This is a genomic window from Gemmobacter aquatilis (assembly GCF_900110025.1).
Classification (GTDB): Bacteria; Pseudomonadota; Alphaproteobacteria; order Rhodobacterales; family Rhodobacteraceae; genus Gemmobacter; species Gemmobacter aquatilis.
Window position 1 is genome coordinate 751,936 of record NZ_FOCE01000001.1, and the last position, 18,184, is coordinate 770,119.

The window sequence follows — 18,184 nt, forward strand, 5'->3', positions numbered from 1 at the left end:
GGGCAGCGCCGGACCGGGGGTCAGACAAAGATCAACTGATCCATCACCTGCGCGCCGGTCATGCCATCCAGCACCAGAACAAACTCTCCCCCCCCTGCGGGCACATGCAGTTCGGTCCCGCTGGCGGTATCGACGGTGGTGATCTGGCCTTTCATGGCCAGCGCGAATTGCAGCTTGTCGATGCCGTCCTCGAAATCGGTGATGCGGTCCATGCCGCCCGTCTCGGCAGATGTGACAAAGACAAAGCTGTCCACGCCCGTGCCACCCGAAAGCACATCATTGCCAAACCCGCCCGAGATGACATCGTTGCCCTGCCCGCCAAACACCGTGTCGGCCCCTGCGCCGGCGGTGATCGTGTCGTTGCCAATCCCGCCATCGAACCAGTCGGTGTTCACATTGCCGGTCAGCAGGTCATTCCCGCCCAGGCCATAGAAGGTTGCGGCCGCCCCTTTGGTTTCCAGCTTGTCGTTGAAGTTCGACCCCAGCACGGTTTCGATGTTCACCAGCAGATCGCCCTGTGCATCCCCACCCGAACCGTTGCCGATCCAGCCTGCATAATCCGGGCCTGCCACATTGGCGGTGTTCAGCACCACGGTCACACCGCTGGCCGAGGCGATGTAATTGGCGGTATCTGATCCGGCGCCCCCATCCAGCGTATCCGCCCCGGCCAGCCCCGACAGCACGTCATTGCCCGCCCCGCCGCGCAGGCTGTTGCCGCTGGCATTGCCCGTCAGACTGTCATGCGACTGGCCGCCGATGACATGGGTAAAGTTGTAGATCGTATCGCCCTGCGCATCCCCGCCCGACGCTGTCAGCGTCGTCAGATTCACCGTCACCGCGCCCACCGACCCGGCATAGCTCAGCGTATTGGCCCCCGACCAGCCGTTCATCAGGTCGGCGCCGATGCCGCCCTCGATCGTATCATCGCCCGCATCGCCTGCGATGATGTCATTGCCGCCACCGCCGCGGATGCTGTCATGGCCATCCAGCCCGTACAGCGTGTCATTGGCCGAATTGCCCAGAATGGTGTTGTTCAGCGCGTTGCCGTTCGCCCGGATGCCGCCCACGCCGGTAAAGGTCAGGTTCTCGACATTCGCCGCCAGCGTATAGACGTTCAGAGAGACATTGACGGTATCATTGCCCTGCCCGACCCCCTCGATCACCTGATCGCCGATGTTGTCCACGAAATAGGAGTCGTCGCCGGTGCCGCCGGTCATCTTGTCGGCGCCAATGCCGCCCGACAGGATGTCGTTGCCCGCATCGCCGTTCAGCGTGTCATTGCCCGCATCGCCATAAAGCGCGTCATTGTCATCGCCGCCGCCCAGCCAGTCGTTGGCATCGCCACCGCGCACCGTATCGGCCCCGGCGCCCCCCACGGCCGTATCGCCATCGGCATCGCCGTTCAGGAAATCATTGCCGTCGCCGCCCGACAGATAGTCGATGCCCGCCCCACCATAGACCTGATCATTGCCTGTGCCACCATTGGCGATGTCATTGCCGTTCTCGCCGCGCAGGGTGTCATGGCCATCGCCGCCCTGCATCACGTCATACCCCTCGCCGCCCAGCAGGCTGTCATTGCCGCCGCGCCCGTCCAGCGTGTCATTGCCCGACCAACCGTAGATCGTGTTCACATTGTTCGACCCGGTGATCCGGTTGGCAAACTGGTTGCCCTCGCCCGAGGACACGATGTTGTCGTTCAGCAGGTCGAGATTCTCGAAATGGATGCCCAGAGAATAATGGCTGGCCAGCGACTGCACGGTATCTTCGCCCGCATCCGCATACTCATAGATCAGCGAATAGTTGGAATCGACGAGGAACGTGTCGTCGCCCGCGCCACCATAGACCGAATCCGGCCCGAACCCGTGCAGCGTGTCATTGCCATCCTCGCCATACAGCTTGTCTGCGCCATCGCCGCCCGACAGCAGGTCGTCGCCCGTGCCGCCCTTCACCGTGTCGTTGCCCTTGCCGCCATAAAGCGAGTCGTTGCCCGTCTCGCCGCGCAGCTCGTCCTCGCGGTAAGAGCCGGTCATCGCATTGTTCAGGCTGTTGCCGATCAGCAGGCTGCCACCCGAAGGCGTCTCGTAATCGCCGACCACGGTGGTGGAGCCGAAGAAATAGGACGACACCTGCAAATTCTCGATATTGGCGCCCAGCGTGTAATCCTGCGCCAGCAGCACCACCACGGTATCATTGCCCGCATTTGCCGCCTCGGTGACGGTGACAGTATGTTCCTGCGGGCCGACATTCACATAGGTGTCGTTCCCGGCGCCGCCTTCCAGATGGAAGGTCGAATTGCCCCAGAACCCGCTCGGATTGGCCTCCAGCCGGTCATTGCCCTCGCCGCCATAGGCCCAGCTTTCGACATCCGCAGAAAAGGTGCCCAGGGTGATATGGTCGTCGCCGATGCCGCCATAGGTCTTGCCGTCGGTGTCAAACTCGATCTTGTCATTGCCGCTGTCACCATAGACGGTGGCCGAGGCGACATTATCAATCACCCTGATGTAGTCGTCATTGTCGCCGCCATAGATCAGCGCGGTTTCGCCCCAGAAAGAGATCTGGTCATTGCCCGAACCGCCATAGATCGTGGCATTGCCGGTATCGTCGAACACACCGAAATCGCCCGCGCTGATCGTGTCATTGCCGCTGCCCGCGTCGATCGTGTCGTTCCCATCGGACGAATCGATGCTGTCATTGCCCGCGCCGGTGCTGATGTTTTCGCTGCCGCTGCCACCCTCGATGACATCGGTGCCGCCTTTGGTGGTGATGACGGCATCCACGTTGAACGATTTGATCCAGTAGTCGGCATCGTCGGGCGCGGTGAAGGTGGGTTTGAATTCGCTGAGTTCGATCTGAACGATGGGCATCTCATGTCTCCTGAAATCCGGGCGCTGCGCCCGTTGCTCTGGAAACCGTTCTGCGCCCCGAATGTTGCTGAACCGCGCCGCGCAGACGTAACGAATGTTTCTGAACTGTTTCTGACTACGCCGCGCATTTCTGGAAAGATCGTTACAGGATCTACGACCCCAGGCCCCGCCCGGCGCACCAATGTCCAATTGCCCCGCAAGCCGAACGCGCTACCATCATCTCATCCTGCGCGGAGATGCGACCATGATCCAATTACGCCCCCTGCTGGCCTGCCTCGCCCTGCTGCCCCTGCCCGCGCTGGCCGAAACCGAGGCGCAGGGCACGCTGAACCCCGACGAGATGAGCCTGAACCGCAATCTGGACGAGGCGCTGAAGGGCAATACCTCGATGACCACCTGCGCCTCGGGTTATCTGATGACGAAATCCGGCCAGCACGATATGGCGCGCCAGCTGTTTCAGGAATGTGTCGCCGATGGCTATACCGGCGCGATGACCTGGATGTCGTATCTGGATGACAACGGATTTGGTGCCCCGATGGACCCGGACGGCGCCGCGAATTATGACCGGATGGCCGCCGAGGCGGGCGATCCGGTGGGCATGTTCAATTACGGGCTCGATCAGATTCGCGGCCGCGGCACCGTGCAGGACGAAGCCGCCGGGCGCGCGCTGGTCGATCAGGCGGCGGCGCTGGGGTTCAAGGATGCGCAGCGCCTGCAAGCCTCGGGCTATGATCTGGAGGAGGTGACGCCCGACGCCGACAACTGGAAATACGCGCCGCTGTTCTGACGCGCCTCGATCACCGTCGCCGGTGTGCCGCCGATCCGCAGGATCCGGTCGGCCAGCCGCTCCGCCTCTGCTGCGGCATGGGTCACCAGCACCGTGGCCACCCCGCTTTGCGCGCGCAGGCGTTCAAACAGCGCCATCATCTCTTCGGCCAAAGCGGGGTCGAGCGAAACAAAGGGTTCGTCCATCAGCAGCACATCGGGCCGCGCCGCAAAGGCCCGCGCCAGCGCTAGCCGCCGTTGCTGGCCCAGCGACAGCGTGCCGGGCCAAGCCTGCGCCCTGTCACCCAGTTCCACCGCCTCCAGCGCCGCCTGCGCCTCGGCCTCGCTGCAATTCGCCGCCAGCACGATGTTGCGCAAGGCCGACCGCCAGGGCATCAGCACGGGTTCCTGAAACACCATCGCCACCCGCCCCGGCACTACAAGCGTGCCCTTCCAGCGCCGGTGCAACCCTGCCAGTATCCGCAGCAGCGTGGTCTTGCCCACGCCCGACGGGCCGGTGATCGCCACCGTCTCGCCCGGCGCCACATCCAGCGCCATGGGGCCAAGCAATGGCATCACCCCATGGCTTGCCGTGTCCAGCCGCAGGGACAGCGCGGGCGCCATCAGCTTCCCGGCTGCACGAACACGCCTTCGGGCAGGCTGGTCATCTTGCCGACCAACTCTTCGCCGCCAAGGCTCGCCATGATCTCCAGCATCTTCTGCGCCGCCGCCTCGTCCACCGGACCGGGGGCCGGGATACCGGCGCGGAAACCCGCCTTCAGTGCCGCAAACTGCGCATCGGATTTGGCGTTCATCTGCGGACGCAGCGCCTCCCATGCCGCATCATCTGTGGCGAGGATTTCCTTCGCCCCCCGGCTGGCCGCCGCCAGACCCGCCACCAGCTCCGGCTTGTCGCGCAGCAGTTCGCCCCGCACCACATAGCCCAGCAGCGGCGTATTGGCATCCAGCCCCAGCGCCTCGCCCGCCTGCGCCACGGTCACCAGCGGGCGCATCCCCGCCGCCTCCATCTTGGCGCCGAAATGCCAGAAATTCACCGCCGCATCCAGATCGCCCGACAGCGCGGTTTCAAAGATCAGCGGCGGCGCGCCAAACACCTGTTCGGTTTCCGCCGCCAGATCCATGCCGTATTCCTGCTGCGCATAGGCGCGCAGGATCAGCCAGCTTTTGTCCACAGGCCCGCCCGCGATACCGATCTGACCGCCCTTCAGATCGGCCAGCGTCTGCGCCGTGCTGTCCTTGCCCACATGCAGCGCCCCCACAGCACGGCTGTAGGGGATGAACACGAAATCATCGCCCGCCGCCCGCTGCCGCGCCACCCAAAGCCAGTCCGACACGATCACGTCAGCCTCGCCCGCCTGAAACGCCACCTGTGCGGCAGGCCCTGCCGCGACATCCTGCACCTGCATGGTAAAGCCGTTGGCCTTGTCCAGCCCATGGCTGGCAATCGTCGTCAACTCCCAGTTGACGGTGCCGCTGACCTGCGTGGCGATGCGCAACACCGCGTCTTCCGCAAGGCTGGCGGTGGTGGAAACCAGCACGGCCAGCGCCGCGCCCAGAATATGGCGTTTGTGGAACATGATCTCTCCTCCCAGAGAATTTTCCCCATCATAGCGCGCCACAGCGCCCCGCAAATTCGACCAAAGACCCCTATCCCGCCGCCCCGCCTACGACCAAAGCACGAGGCACGGCTTGACCTGCATCAACGCGCAACCCGTCCCCCCGGCGCAACCCTCGCCCGGAACGCGCAACCCCCAACGACTGGAGACGGGAATGACCCTCCGACACCTGTTCACCACCCTCTGCCTTGCCACCGCCCTGTCCGGCGGCGCGGCCATGGCCGAGGATGATTTCGCCGCTTTCGACACCATCAAGGTCGAGGCCGGGGCGAAACTGTTCGACGCCACCTGCCGCCGCTGCCACGCCACCGATGCCACCCATGAAAGCTATGGGCCGAAACTGGAAGGCGTGATCGGCCGCCCGGCGGGCTCGATCGAGGGCTACCCCTATTCCGACGCGCTGAAAGCCGCGTCCTTCGTCTGGACGGAACCGGCGCTGAAGGCCTGGATGGCCGACAATCAGGGCTTCGTGCCCGGCACCAAAATGCGCCATGTCGGCATCACCGACCCGGTGGTCGAGGAATTCATCCTCGCCTATCTCCGCTCGGTCCAGCACCAGTAAGCCAGACAGCCACCGTCGGCGCAGGGGGCAGGAGGGTGCGCCCTGCACCGACGGCCAAGGCCCGTCAGACGGGTATCCCCCCTTTTCCGCAGGCTGATCCCGTGCCCGCCCGGCGCGCTGCCCGCGCATGGCCCGGCACCGGCCCCTCTCTACGACCATGGTCCCCCCGCTTTACGACCATTGTGCAATTTCACGCACCCGTGAGCGGCCCGATGATACGGCAGGACCAAGCTACCCGCCGGAGGGGGCGTGCCGCCGAGGTCTTCAGGGGTCATCCAAGGGAGGAAACAGATGAACCGCTTTATCGTGGCCGTCACCGCCGCATTCATTGCCGCATCACCGGCAATGGCAGGTGTCACGGAAGAGGATCTGGCGAATGACGCCACCAGCACGGGCGACGTGCTGACCAACGGCATGGGCCGCGACCTGCAGCGCTTCAGCCCGCTTGCCACCCTGAACAAGGACAACGTGAAAAACCTCGTCCCCGCCTGGGCCTTCTCGTTCGGCGGTGAAAAGCAGCGCGGGCAGGAAACCCAGCCGCTGATCCATGACGGCATGATGTATGTCACCGCCTCCTACTCGCGGATGTATGCCATCGACCTGAAAACCGGCAAGGAAGTCTGGCAATACGACGCCCGCCTGCCCGAAGGCATCCTGCCCTGCTGCGACGTGATCAACCGCGGCGGCGCGATCTATGGCGACAACATCTATTTCGGCACGCTGGATGCCCGCATCGTCGCGCTGGATCTGAAAACCGGCGATGTGAAATGGAACAAGAAGATCGCCGATTACAAGGAAGGCTACAGCTACACCGCCGCCCCGCTGATCGTGAACGGCCTTGTCATCACCGGCAACTCGGGCGGTGAATTCGGCATCGTCGGCGAGGTGCAGGCCCGCAACGCCGAAACCGGCGAAATGGTCTGGACGCGCCCGGTGATCGAAGGCCACATGGGCACGCTGAACGGCAAGGAATCCACCATGACCGGGACGCTGAACGCGACCTGGCCGGGCGACATGTGGAAAACCGGCGGCGGCGCGACCTGGCTGGGCGGCAGCTATGACATCGACACCAACACGCTGGTGTTCGGCGCGGGCAACCCGGCACCGTGGAACAGCCACCTGCGCAACGCGGGCACCCCGACCGAAGGCAATGTGGGCGACAACCTCTATGCCGCCTCGCGTCTGGGCATCGACCCGGCGACCGGCGAAATCAAGTGGCACTTCCAGACCACCCCGCGCGAAGGCTGGGACTTTGACGGTGTGAACGAAGTGGTCGCCTTCACCGACAAGGACGGCAAGAAGAAATTCGCCACCGCCGACCGCAACGGCTTCTTCTACGTCCTGAACCGCGAGGATGGCAGCTTCGTGGATGCCTGGCCCTTCGTGAAAGACATCACCTGGGCCTCGGGCATCGACGACAACGGCCGCCCGATCTACATCGAAGAAGGCCGCCCCGGCGATCCGTCCAAGGCCGCCGATGGCGCCAAGGGCGAAATGGTGTTCTCGTCGCCGTCCTTCCTGGGTGGCAAGAACTGGATGCCGATGGCGTTCAGCCAGAACACCGGGCTGTTCTACGTGCCGTCGAACGAATGGGGCATGGACATCTGGAACGAGCCGGTGACCTACAAGAAGGGCGCCGCCTATCTCGGCTCCGGCTTCACCATCAAGCCGAACTACGAAGACCATATCGGTTCGCTCAAGGCCATCGACCCGGTCACCGGCGAATGGAAATGGGAGTTCAAGAACGAAGCCCCGCTCTGGGGTGGCGTGATGACCACGGCGGGCGGTCTGGTGTTCTTCGGCACGCCCGAAGGTGACTTCATCGCGCTGGACGACACGACGGGCGAGCAGCTCTGGTCGTTCCAGACCGGCTCGGGCATCGTCGGCCAGCCGGTCACCTGGGAAGCCGATGGCGAGCAATATGTCTCGATCGTATCGGGCTGGGGCGGCGCGGTTCCGCTCTGGGGCGGCGAAGTAGCCAAGAAGGTGAACTACCTCAATCAGGGCGGCACCGTCTGGACGTTCAAACTGCCAAAACAGCTTGCCATGGCGAACTGACCCCCTCCGGTCAGCAAAGCCTGCAAGGCGCGCCATCCGCAAGGGTGGCGCGTTTTGCATGGGCGCGCCCAAGGCAGCGCCATCCCGATCCGGCGCGCACCTCCCGTTGCCCCTTCACCCTGGCCCAAATACTCATGCGCCGCTGGCCACCCCCAAACCCCGGCAGATCACCTGCCCCCCCTCTCCCCTCGGGGGAGAGGGCAGGGTGAGGGGGAGGGCAGGGTGTGAGGGGAGGCCCGGCAAAGCCTGCACAAGCCAAAACGGGCCGCACGCCGCGACCCGCACCCGCCCTCTCTCTGAACGTCAGCCCTTGCGCCCCTGCATTCCGCGCGCCGGGTCATAGCCCCACAGCGCCGCGCCTGCAAAACCTGCCAGCGCCAGCGCCACCCAGCCCAAGGCGGGCAGGTTCATCTGGCCATACAGCGCAAAGCGGATCAGCTCCACCGCGTGGGTAAAGGGGTTCAGCGCGCACAGATCGCGCAGCAGCGGGCTCGATTCCGCCATTTTCCACAGCGGGTAAAGCGCGGAGGACAGAAAGAACATCGGGAAGATCACGAAGTTCATCACGCCCGCAAAATTCTCCAGTTGGCGGATCACCGAGGACAGCATCAACCCCAGCGCCCCCAGCATAAGCCCCCCCAGCGCCAGCGCCGGGATCACCGCCAGATAGCCCTGCCACGGCATCACGATGCCCCACAGCGCCGCAATCGCCAGAAACGCCGCGCATTGCAGAATCGACACCAGCGTTCCCGCCAGCAGCTTGGCGAACAGCAACCACCAGCGCGGCAAGGGCGCCGTCAGCAGCAGCCGCATCGAGCCCATTTCCCGGTCATAGACCAGCGACAGCGCGCTTTGCATCCCATTGAACAGCAGGATCATGCCGCACAGGCCAGGGACGATATAGGTCTCGTAGGTGATATAGGTCTGATAGGGCGGGGTGATCGAAAGCCCCAGCGCGGCGCGAAAGCCGGCGGCAAAGACGAACAGCCAGACCAGCGGGCGCACCAGCGCCGCGACCAGCCGCCCGCGCTGGCCGACAAAGCGCAGTGCCTCGCGGTGCAGGATGGCGCGCAAGGCGATGAGCCAGCTCATGGGTGGCCTCTGTCGCCGGGGGGCTGTCTGCCCCCCACGGTGCCTGCGGCACCGCCCCCCGAGGATATTTCGGCCAAGATGAAAGGCGCAGTCGCGGTCAGGCGCAGGAACATCTCGCGCAGCGGCTCCGACCCGCGCAGCGCGGCGGTCTCGCCGCAGGCGAGGATGCGCCCCTGATGCAGGATGGCCAACTGGTCGCTGTCGCGCACCTCGTCGGTCAGATGGGTGGCCCAGAGCACGGCCAGCCCCTGATCCGCCAGATCATGCACATGATCGGTGATCGCCATGCGCGCGGCGGCATCAAGACCGACGGTGGGTTCATCCAGCAGCAGCACGGCGGGGCGATGGATTAGGGCGCGGGCAATCTCCATCCGGCGGCGGTGGCCGCCATTCAGGTTGCGCACGGGTTCGCGCGCGCGTTCGGCCATGCCCAGCCGGTCCAACACCTCGGCAGCGCGCCGCTCGGCTTCGCGCCCGGCAATGCCATGCAGCGCGGCGAAGTAGAGCAGGTTGCGCCGCACCGTCAGATCAAGGTCCAGCGTCGGTTGCTGGAACACCACGCCGATCCGCGCCAGCGCCGCGCGGGGGGCGCGGGCAATATCCTGCCCCGCCACGCAGATCCGCCCCTTACGCGTGCTGAACAGCCCGGTCAGCAGGTTGAACAGCGTCGATTTCCCCGCCCCGTTCGGCCCGAGCAGCGCACAGAACCGCCCCGGCGCCACGTCCAGCGTGACGCCCTCCAGCGCCCGTTTCGCGCCGTAGCGATAGCCGACCCCGGTGATGCTCAGGCCCTGATCCGTCACTCGATGGTGATCTCCAGCTTCTGGCTGTCGCCGGTCGATCCCGGCACATGCAGGGTAAAGCGCCCCGGTTTCACCGCGATGAAGCCGATCTCCATCGTGCCCGCCTCGTCAAACTCCACCGAATCGAGGCCAAGCGGGCGGATTTCCAGCCCTTCGATCACGATCTCGTCGATCCAGATCGCGCGGAAGAATTCCGGCCCGACCAGCGCCAGCTCCTGGCTGCCATCGGCCTCGATCTCGAATTCGTAATAGGTGCCGGATTTCAGCACCCAGGGCGCCGCCGCCAAAGGCGCGCCCGCCGACAGGGTGATGGGCGGCAGATCCTGCTTGTTGCCCGCGGACAGCAGCCCGGCCAAGCCCATCTCGGCGCCTTCGGCACAGGCCATGGCGGGCAGTGTTGCGGCCATCAGGGCCGCCATCATCAGCGCTTTCATATCATCCTTCCCTTCAAACTCAGCCCTTGGTCGGGCGCATCGCGGCCCCCCAAGGGAAACGGCCCACCTTGATCGACTTCACCGCATCTTCCGCCGCCACGTCGATCACCGTCACATCGCCCGACACGCCATTGGTGGTGAACAGTTGCGCATTGTCGGGCGAAAAGGCCATGTGCCAGACGCGGCGGCCGACCAGAATGTATTTCTCCACCGCCAGCGTTGCGGTATCCACCACTGCCACATGATTGGCCGGCCCCAGCGCCACGAAGGCCTTCTTGCCATCGGGCGTGAACTTGAACCCCACCGGCTGGATCAGATCGCTGTTCACCCCGGTGATTTCAAACCGCACCTTGCCCAGTTCGGTCTGATCCGCCGCCTTGAACACGGTGATCGTGCCGCCGATTTCGGCACTGACCCAAAGCTGCGCGCCATCGGCGGTGAATTCGGCATGGCGCGGGCGGCTGTCCACCAGCGTATTGGCGAAAAGCTGATGGGTGCCCGTGTCGATCCAATGCGCCATATTGGTGGTTTCCGATGTGGTGATCGCCACCTTGCCATCGGGGCTGACTGCCATGCCTTCCGGCTCGATCCCCACATTGATCTGCGTCACCACCGTGCGGCTTTCGGTATCCACCACCGTCGTCACCGCATCATCTTCGTTGGCGATGTAAAGATGGCGGTCATCCGGGGCCAGCACGAACTGTTCCGGGTCTTCGCCCGAGGGCAGTTCGTGCAGGATCGCGCCGGTCGCCGGGTCCATCACCTGCACGGTGTCACTGTCCGAGGCGCAGATATAGACGCGGCTGAAATCCTTGGAGAAGGTGATGCCGCGCGGGCGTTCGCCGGTGGGATAGGTCTTCACCACCTCCAGCGTATCGGCGTCGATCACACTGACCGTATCGTCCTTTTCATTGGTCACCCAGATCTCGCCCGCCTGCACCGGCAGGGCAATCGTCATCAGCAACAGGGCAAGGCGGGTCATCGTCATCCTCCGAAAGCGGTGCATTGGCTCTCGGGTTCGTCCATCCCGAGACTGTCGGTTTCATTGCGCTGGTGCAGAAACCCCTCCACCGGGGCCAGCGTCACCAAAGCGCGGGCATTGGCCACGGCGATGGGCTGGCGCAACTGGCCGTTCCAGTGCCGGAAGGTCAGCGCGCGGCCCTTGAAGCCATCCAACTGGAACGCATCAGACAGCATATAGGCGCGCAGGGTCGCCGGATCGGCGCTGCCCGTCCGCGTCACCGCCTCGCCAATGGCGCGCATCGCGGCCCAGGCGGCATAGTCGCGGCTTTGCATGTTGCGATGCGCGACCTTCTCGAACCGCTGCTGCAACTGCACCGCGCCCCATTGTTCCAGAACCGGGGTCCAGCCCAGCCCCTCCAGCCCCTCCGACCCGGCGATGGGGCGGGGCAGCCAGGTGTTATGCTCCACATAACGCCCGAAATCATCGGCCTCGTCCGCCACCAGCAGCACGTCATGGTCGGGCAGATCCTGGGTGAAGGGCGGCAGTTCCCTGGTCGCGGCGCGGCGCAGATCGGTGTCGAAGCTCCAGGTCTTTTCGCCCACCAGCGTCAGCCCGAACTTGCGCGCCGAGGCCCGCAGCGCCTCGGCATAGGCGGCATCTTCCGGCTTTGGCCCGACGATCAGCGCCAGATTGCGCCACTGCTTGGATTGCAGCACCTGCATCAGCGCATCGGTGCGCGCCGCATCCTCGGGCATCGTGTGCAGCAGATTCGCCCGGCAGTCCTGCGACCGCAGCGCCGCCGCGCCGGAGGCGACGTTGAACAACAGCTTGCCCTGCGCCTCGGCCAGATCGGCCACGGTCAACAGATCGGCGGGCGCCCCCTCCATCAGCACGACACCCGCGCCGGGCAAGGCCGCCCGCGCCGCCGCCGCCAGATCACCGCCCGGCGGCACCGAAACCAGCGTCAGCGCATAATCATGGCCCAGAAACTGCCCCGTGGTCTTCACATCGGCCAAGGCCACCTCGGCGCCCGCAATCCCCAGATCCTCGGGCACCGGATCGAGGTTGGACAGCACCGGCGGCAACACCACCTCCTGCCGCAGATACAGCACCGGCACCTCCAGCTTTGTCGCCTGCGCGGCAGCCGCACCGGCGCAAACCCCGAACGTGACCGCAAGCGCGGCCCGCTGCAAAACCGTGAAATCCATGTTCCTCGTCTCCCTGTCGCCATGTTCGGCGCGGGGGGCGACAAAGGGTATAAGACATTGGTCGCAGCCCCCGCCCGTTCTGCACGAAAGTCCAATACCGCACTGCGGCATGGTTCGGTTACCTCAACCAAACGCTCCAGGGAGGAAGAGCCAATGACCTATTTTGCGCGCGGACTTGCAGCCGCTCTGGCCCTCGCGGGCCTCACCTCGGTTGCCTTCGGCCATGGCGACGTGAACCCGCAGCCGGTGAATACCGATGCCCTGCCCGACGTGGGCGAGGAATGGCTGATCGAAAACCCCTATCGCGCCGAAAAGGCCGGGGACGAGGTCTGGGCCACTGCCGTGTCGATCGGCGACAGCGCCTATAACCAGAACTGCGCCCGCTGCCACGGCCTGGGCGTGGTGTCGGGCGGGCTGGCCCCCGACCTGCGCTTTCTGGAAGCATCGGAATATGGCGATGAATGGTTCGTCGAACGCTTCCAGCACGGCTACCAGCAGGACGGCGTGACCAAGATGCCCGCCTTCGGCGAGGTTCTGGGCCAGAAAGCCGCCTGGGCGATCCGCACCTATATCGAAACCCGCCCCGAGGATGGCGCGCTCGATGCCCATTCCGCCCGCCTGACCGAGATCCGCGATGCAATCCATGCCGGCACCGGCGATGCGGCCAAGCTGAAGGAAGAGCTGATGGCCGTCGCCGCCGAGGTGAAAACCGCCTCCGGCGCGCCACTGGCCGACAGTGCGGCGCGGCAGGCAGCCCTGTTCCTGGACGGCTCGCCCGAAGGCGCCAAACACGCAGCCGACGCGCTGACCGTCGGGCTGTCGGCCGCGCATTGATCATGCGGCACCGCGCCCTTTTCACGGGGCTGGCGGCGGGGGCTTTTGCCCTCGCCGCCCTTCCCGTTTTTGCCCGCTGCGAAAACGTGACCCCCGGCCCCCGCCCGCAAAACACCGCGCGCGAATTCATCGGCGAAACGCTGGATGACATCGTGGCGCGCGGCACGCTCAACATCGCGGTCTACGAAAACTTCCCCCCCTACAGCTGGGAGGAGGACGGCACACCGAAAGGCGTGGATATCGAGGTCGGGCGCATCCTCGCCGACAGCCTCGGCGTGAAGCCCGTCTACCGTTTCGTGCAGGCGGGCGAAACGATGCAGACCGATCTGATGACCTATGTCTGGCGCGGCGGCGTTCTGAAGGAACCCGTCTCCAACGTCATGCTGCATGTGCCCTATAACAGCGAATTCACCTGTCTGGTCGAACAGGTGGTGTTCACCGGGCAATATGCACAGGAAATCGTCGCCATCGCCTATCGCCGCGACGCCTATCCCGATGCCGTGCAATCTGACGCGCTGCGCCACGAAGGCGCGCCGGTGCCCGCCTATTTCCGCTTCGATACCGTGGCGGTGGAAAACGACTCGATCTCCGATTTCTACCTGACCGCCTTTCCCGGCGGCCAGATCGGGCCGAACATCCACCGCTTTCCCGATATGGCCAAGGCCATGGCGGCGCTGAACACGGGCGAGGTGATGGCCGCAATGGGCCCGCGCGCACAGCTGCAATTCGGCGCGGGCGAGGGGGTCACCATCCACCAGCCGCCCCTCGCCGGTTTCGCGCTTGGCAGCTGGACGCTCGGCATCGCCGTGCATCACAGCCACCGCGACCTCGCCTATGCGCTGGATGATGCCATCGTGGCCGCCTTGGCCGATGGCCGGCTGGAAAAAGCCTATGCCGATTACGGCCTGACCTTCACGCCCCCGCAGCGCTGACCCCAACCACCCCCGCGCAACGCCCCCCTCTCCCCCCGGGGGAGAGGGCAGGGTGAGGGGGACAACGCGCCACCTCCGCCACCCCAAACACACCGCACCCCCTCCCCCTGACAGGGGGAGGGTTGGGGAGGGGGCAGCGCACCGCCCCGCTCAAACCACCTGCAAATCCCCGTTGAAATCCACCAGCACCACCGCCCGCACCTCGGGCACCTGCGCTCTCACTGCCGCCACCCCGGCCCGGTCGGCAAAGACCAGCGCGGTAGACAGCCCGTCGGCCAGCGCAGCACTGTCCGCCTCCACCGCCACGGTGGACCAGCGCGGCCCATATCCCTTGGGGTGCAGGATATGCCCCTGCCCGCCCACCAGCATCGCGCCGGGCGAACTCGTCGCCAGCGCCCCGCCGCTCAGATGCCGCTCCGCCAATATCCCCGCCACCGGATCGGCGATGCCCAGCCGGAACGGCCCGCCCAAAGCGGCATATTCGCCGATATTCACCAGCGCCCGCGTAAAGCCCCGCGCCGCCAGCCAGTCGCGCACCAGATCGCTGGCCCAGCCCTGCACCACCCCGTTCAGCGTCAGCGCCTGCCCCGGTGCCAACCGCAGATCGGGCGCCAAAACCACCCGGTCCCAGCCGATCACCGCCCGCGCCGCCGTCCCGTCCCCGCCTTCCGCCAAGGCCCGCCACAGCGGCTGCACCGTCGGGTCGAACACCCCGCCGGTCAGCCCATGCAGCCGGTCCGCCAGCGCCAGAACCTCGGCCATCCAGCGCGAGGGCACCCCGCCCCCCGCCGCATTGATCCGCGAAAGCTCCGAGTCGCGATAGAGACTGAACACCGCCTCGATCCGCGCCAGCAGCCCCGGCACCTCTGCCAGCGCCGCCTCGGCCCCCGGCCCGTCAAGCTGCACCGCGACATCCGCCCCCAGCGCCACGCCCTGCCAGCCCGCCGCCTGCGCAGGCCCGGCCACACAGCAGGCCGCCGCGATCTGCAAGAACCGCCGCCGCCTCATCGCGCCGCCCCCGCCTGACTCGTCACCTTCATCGCCCGCCCCTTCGCCGCCAGCACCAAAGGCACGCATTGCCGCGCGTCATTGTGAATCGTCACGCAATCAAGACACTGAAAACACTCGGAATAGCTGATCGTCCCCGAGGCTTTGATCGCCCCGTATTTGCAGCGCACCTTGCACAACTGGCAGGGCGATCCACATTCCGCCCGCCGCGCGATCCAGTCGCGCCCGCGCAGCAGACCCCCGATCGCCATCAGCGCGCCCAGCGGGCAGACATAGCGACAGAACCCCTTGAAGGTGAACATCCCCAGCACCAGCCACGCCGCGGCATAGGCCACGAACGGCCAGTCGCGCAGGAAGAACGTGGTGATCGCGGTCTTGAACGGCTCCACCTCGGCCACGGTATCCACCCTGTCGGGGCGCAGCAGCACCGTCGCCACCATCGCCGCCAGCAACCCGTATTTCAGCCATTTCAGCCGCGCATCCCAGATCGTCGAAAGCTCCCATTCCGGCAGGCGCAACAGCCGCCCCAGATGATGCGCAAATTCCTGCAACGCGCCGAACGGGCACAGCCAGCCGCAAAACAGCCCGCGCCCCCACAGCACGAAGCCCAGCCCCGCCACCGCCCAGATCAGCAGCGAAAACGGGTCATACAGCAGATAGGCGAAACTGCCGCCCTCCAGCGCCGTGCGCAGCGTGGCCAGCGGGGTGACGATGGAAAGCTGTCCCTGCCCCCACCAGCCCACAAACCCGGTCATCACCGCCAGAATCCCCAGCCGGACCGGCGTATAGACCCGCAGCGCCGCCAGCCGGTTCATCCCCGGCCCCAGCGCCAGCAGCAGCAGCGGCAAGGCCACCGCCAGCGCGATCAGATCGCCCGCCCGGTTGCGCATCGCCTCGGCCCAGGGCGCCAGCGCCTTGGCCACCTCGGCCCGGGCATAAAACCGCTCCGGCGTCACATGGGTCAATTCGAACGTCACCGACCCGACCTCGGGCTGAAACATGCCATGCTGGCGCACCGCCTGCACCTGCAAGGTCCACTCGCGCGCCGGATCAAAGCCCAGCCGCCGATCCGTGCGCAAGATCATCGCCGTGCCCTCGGGCACACCGGGCCGGGTGTTGAAGATCATGTCGGCATCGCGCAGCGCCACCGGCAAGCCATCCTGCACTGCGCCCAGCAGATCGGGGGCGGTGTTGCGCACGAAATCCGCGCTCACCAACCCATGCCGCCCGGCGTCGATCACCAGCAACGGCTCGTCATCGGGCGACACTTTCAGAAACCGATCCAGATCGCGCAGCGCCTCGTCATCCAGCACCGCCCGCGCGATGCTGGGCGCGCCAATATCCACCAGCCACAGATCCAGATACAGCCCACCCGGATCAGCCTGCGCCTCGGCATCGTCCTGCGCCCAGACCGTGCCCTTGAACGCCGCATCCAGTTCGGCATTGGTCACTTTCAGGTTGCGCGCGATGCCCTGATCCACCAGCGCCTGCCAATCCAGCGCCTCGTCATGGTCCGGGTCGGGATGCGCAGGCGGGGCGGATTGCACCCCCTGCATCTTTTCCCGCGCCACCTGCAGCGTCGCCGCCAAAATCGACTCATGCGCGATACGGACCGAAGCCGTGGCCTTCGTTACCCCATCCAGATAGACCAGCCCCGACCCCGCGCCGCCCTCGCCATAAGGCACCCCCACCACCAGCGGCGTATTGATCGAATGGCCCCGGTATTGCTCCAGAAACTTCCGGAACGGCGCCTCGCCAAGGCCGGAAACGAAGATCGGCTCGTTATGCGAAATCAACCGCACATCGATGAACTTGCCTTCCAGATCCAGCAGCACCAGCATGTTGATCGGCCCGCCCGAAAAGCCGGGCAGCGGCGCCATGTCCTTGGTCTCGAACACATAGCCCGCCTCGGCCCCGCCGGAATTGAGCAGCGTCCACACGCCCAGATCATTCACCGGCTCGCCCAAGGCATAGGGCGGCACGATGAAGGCCGCGATCTCGTCGCGGGTCAAAGGCGCGGCCAAGGCGGCAAGGCCCTGCACAAACAAGAACAGAAGTGCCAAAAGAATACGCATGGCGCAAAGCCTATGCCCGCCCGCCCCGCGCCGGGAATTGGACGAAGGTCGCAACGCCCTCGCCCGCACAACGTCTTATCTTCCGCCTATGACCCGCACCGCCCCCACCCTGCCCGACCGCCTGATCCTCGCCCTGTCGCTGGCGGGGTTCGTCGCCTTCTGGTGGGGGCTGTCGGCGCTGAAGGCCGATCCCCGCGTGCTGCCCGCCCCGCCCGAGGTTCTGGCCACCCTCTGGGCCGAAGCGGCGTCGGGTCGGCTCTGGCACCACATGGGCGCCACGCTGGGCCGCGTGGCACTGGCCTTCGGCCTGTCGATGCTGCTGGGCAGCGGGCTGGGCGTGATGCTGGGCCGGATCCCCCGGCTGGACCGCTGGCTTGGCCCCTGGGTCACCATCTTCCTCAACCTGCCCGCGCTGGTGGTGATCGTGCTGTGCTATCTGTGGATCGGGTTGAACGAGACCGCCGCCATCGCCGCCGTCACCATCAACAAGACCGCCATGGTGCTGGTCACCCTGCGCGAAGGCGCGCGCACCCTGTCGCCCGCGCTGGCCGACATGGCGCAGGTCTACCGCTTTTCCCGCATGGCCCGGCTGCGCCATATCCTGCTGCCGCAACTGGCGCCCTTCATCGCCGCCGCCGCCCGCACCGGCCTTGCGATCATCTGGAAGATCGTGCTGGTGGTCGAATTTCTGGGCCGCTCTTCCGGCGTGGGCTTTCAGATCCACCTGAAATTCCAGTTGTTCGATATTCCCGGCGTGCTGGCCTATGCGCTCAGCTTCGTCGCGGTGATGCTGGTGATCGACTATGCGCTGATCCAGCCCTTTGAACGCCGCGCTACCGCATGGCGCAACCAGACCGGGCCCAATACCTGATCCCCGGCGGGGGGGAGGCCCCGCCGGGGTGGGTATCGCCTTATGCGGTGAGGGCCGCGTCAGAGGTCTGGCGATAC

At 65.8% G+C, this 18,184-nt stretch carries 16 protein-coding genes; 6 read left to right on the plus strand and 10 right to left on the minus strand.

Annotation, left to right across the window (positions count from 1 at the left end; all coding sequences use genetic code 11):
* Nucleotides 1-20: 20 nt before the first annotated feature.
* On the minus strand, nt 21-2,864 hold the full coding sequence (locus tag BMX43_RS03705) for a calcium-binding protein (protein ID WP_091296884.1): 2,844 nt from the start codon (nt 2,862-2,864) through the stop codon (nt 21-23).
* A gap of 244 nt (nt 2,865-3,108) precedes the next feature.
* Between BMX43_RS03705 and BMX43_RS03710 the strand changes: the two genes are divergently transcribed.
* Nucleotides 3,109-3,651, plus strand: a complete 543-nt coding sequence (locus BMX43_RS03710; protein ID WP_091296887.1) for a tetratricopeptide repeat protein — start codon at nt 3,109-3,111, stop codon at nt 3,649-3,651.
* Here BMX43_RS03710 and BMX43_RS03715 read toward each other — a convergent pair.
* Nucleotides 3,591-4,253, minus strand: coding sequence for an ATP-binding cassette domain-containing protein (locus tag BMX43_RS03715; RefSeq protein WP_091296891.1), 663 nt, complete (start codon nt 4,251-4,253; stop codon nt 3,591-3,593). The two genes, BMX43_RS03710 and BMX43_RS03715, sit on opposite strands and share 61 nt — an antisense overlap.
* Nucleotides 4,253-5,227, minus strand: coding sequence for an ABC transporter substrate-binding protein (locus BMX43_RS03720; protein WP_091297191.1), 975 nt, complete (start codon nt 5,225-5,227; stop codon nt 4,253-4,255). The genes BMX43_RS03715 and BMX43_RS03720 overlap by 1 nt, the downstream gene beginning before the upstream one ends.
* A gap of 193 nt (nt 5,228-5,420) precedes the next feature.
* On the opposite strand from BMX43_RS03720, the gene BMX43_RS03725 reads away from it, so the two are divergent.
* Nucleotides 5,421-5,828 (plus strand): c-type cytochrome, encoded by a 408-nt coding sequence (locus tag BMX43_RS03725; protein ID WP_091296894.1) that lies wholly within the window; start codon nt 5,421-5,423, stop codon nt 5,826-5,828.
* Between the two features lie 291 nt (nt 5,829-6,119).
* Nucleotides 6,120-7,886, plus strand: a complete 1,767-nt coding sequence (locus BMX43_RS03730; RefSeq protein WP_091296898.1) for a PQQ-dependent methanol/ethanol family dehydrogenase — start codon at nt 6,120-6,122, stop codon at nt 7,884-7,886.
* A gap of 303 nt (nt 7,887-8,189) precedes the next feature.
* Here the strand turns inward: BMX43_RS03730 and BMX43_RS03735 are convergent, their stop codons facing one another.
* From BMX43_RS03735 to BMX43_RS03755, 5 genes are read right to left on the minus strand one after another with little or no spacing between them, the layout of a single operon-like run.
* On the minus strand, nt 8,190-8,978 hold the full coding sequence (locus tag BMX43_RS03735) for an ABC transporter permease (protein WP_091296901.1): 789 nt from the start codon (nt 8,976-8,978) through the stop codon (nt 8,190-8,192).
* Nucleotides 8,975-9,781, minus strand: a complete 807-nt coding sequence (locus tag BMX43_RS03740) for an ABC transporter ATP-binding protein (RefSeq protein WP_091296905.1) — start codon at nt 9,779-9,781, stop codon at nt 8,975-8,977. The genes BMX43_RS03735 and BMX43_RS03740 overlap by 4 nt, the downstream gene beginning before the upstream one ends.
* Nucleotides 9,778-10,215: a hypothetical protein gene (locus tag BMX43_RS03745; RefSeq protein ID WP_091296908.1), complete on the minus strand. Its 438-nt coding sequence runs from the start codon at nt 10,213-10,215 to the stop codon at nt 9,778-9,780. Before BMX43_RS03745 ends, BMX43_RS03740 begins: the two co-directional genes overlap by 4 nt.
* Before the next feature lie 19 nt (nt 10,216-10,234).
* Nucleotides 10,235-11,197 carry a YVTN family beta-propeller repeat protein gene (locus BMX43_RS03750; RefSeq protein ID WP_091296911.1) on the minus strand — a complete coding sequence of 321 codons (963 nt, stop codon included), beginning with the start codon at nt 11,195-11,197 and terminating at the stop codon, nt 10,235-10,237.
* 2 nt (nt 11,198-11,199) lie between these two features.
* The gene (locus BMX43_RS03755; protein ID WP_091296913.1) at nt 11,200-12,387 is read right to left on the minus strand and encodes an ABC transporter substrate-binding protein; all 1,188 of its coding nucleotides are present in this window, start codon (nt 12,385-12,387) and stop codon (nt 11,200-11,202) included.
* A 153-nt stretch (nt 12,388-12,540) separates the two neighbouring features.
* Here BMX43_RS03755 and pedF point away from each other — a divergent pair, with 153 nt between their 5' ends.
* Together pedF and BMX43_RS03765 are read left to right on the plus strand one after the other, a co-directional pair.
* A complete protein-coding gene (gene pedF, locus BMX43_RS03760; protein WP_091296916.1) occupies nt 12,541-13,221 on the plus strand; it encodes a cytochrome c-550 PedF in 681 nt (226 codons plus the stop codon).
* A 2-nt stretch (nt 13,222-13,223) separates the two neighbouring features.
* Nucleotides 13,224-14,153: a substrate-binding periplasmic protein gene (locus BMX43_RS03765; RefSeq protein ID WP_091296920.1), complete on the plus strand. Its 930-nt coding sequence runs from the start codon at nt 13,224-13,226 to the stop codon at nt 14,151-14,153.
* A 150-nt stretch (nt 14,154-14,303) separates the two neighbouring features.
* Here the strand turns inward: BMX43_RS03765 and BMX43_RS03770 are convergent, their stop codons facing one another.
* A complete protein-coding gene (locus BMX43_RS03770; RefSeq protein WP_245749359.1) occupies nt 14,304-15,161 on the minus strand; it encodes an FAD:protein FMN transferase in 858 nt (285 codons plus the stop codon).
* Nucleotides 15,158-17,236 carry a 4Fe-4S binding protein gene (locus BMX43_RS03775; protein ID WP_091296927.1) on the minus strand — a complete coding sequence of 693 codons (2,079 nt, stop codon included), beginning with the start codon at nt 17,234-17,236 and terminating at the stop codon, nt 15,158-15,160. Before BMX43_RS03775 ends, BMX43_RS03770 begins: the two co-directional genes overlap by 4 nt.
* Nucleotides 17,237-17,324: 88 nt before the next feature.
* On the opposite strand from BMX43_RS03775, the gene BMX43_RS03780 reads away from it, so the two are divergent.
* Entirely contained in the window at nt 17,325-18,107 is a 783-nt protein-coding gene (locus BMX43_RS03780; RefSeq protein WP_091296930.1) for an ABC transporter permease, read from the plus strand.
* Nucleotides 18,108-18,184: the final 77 nt, after the last annotated feature.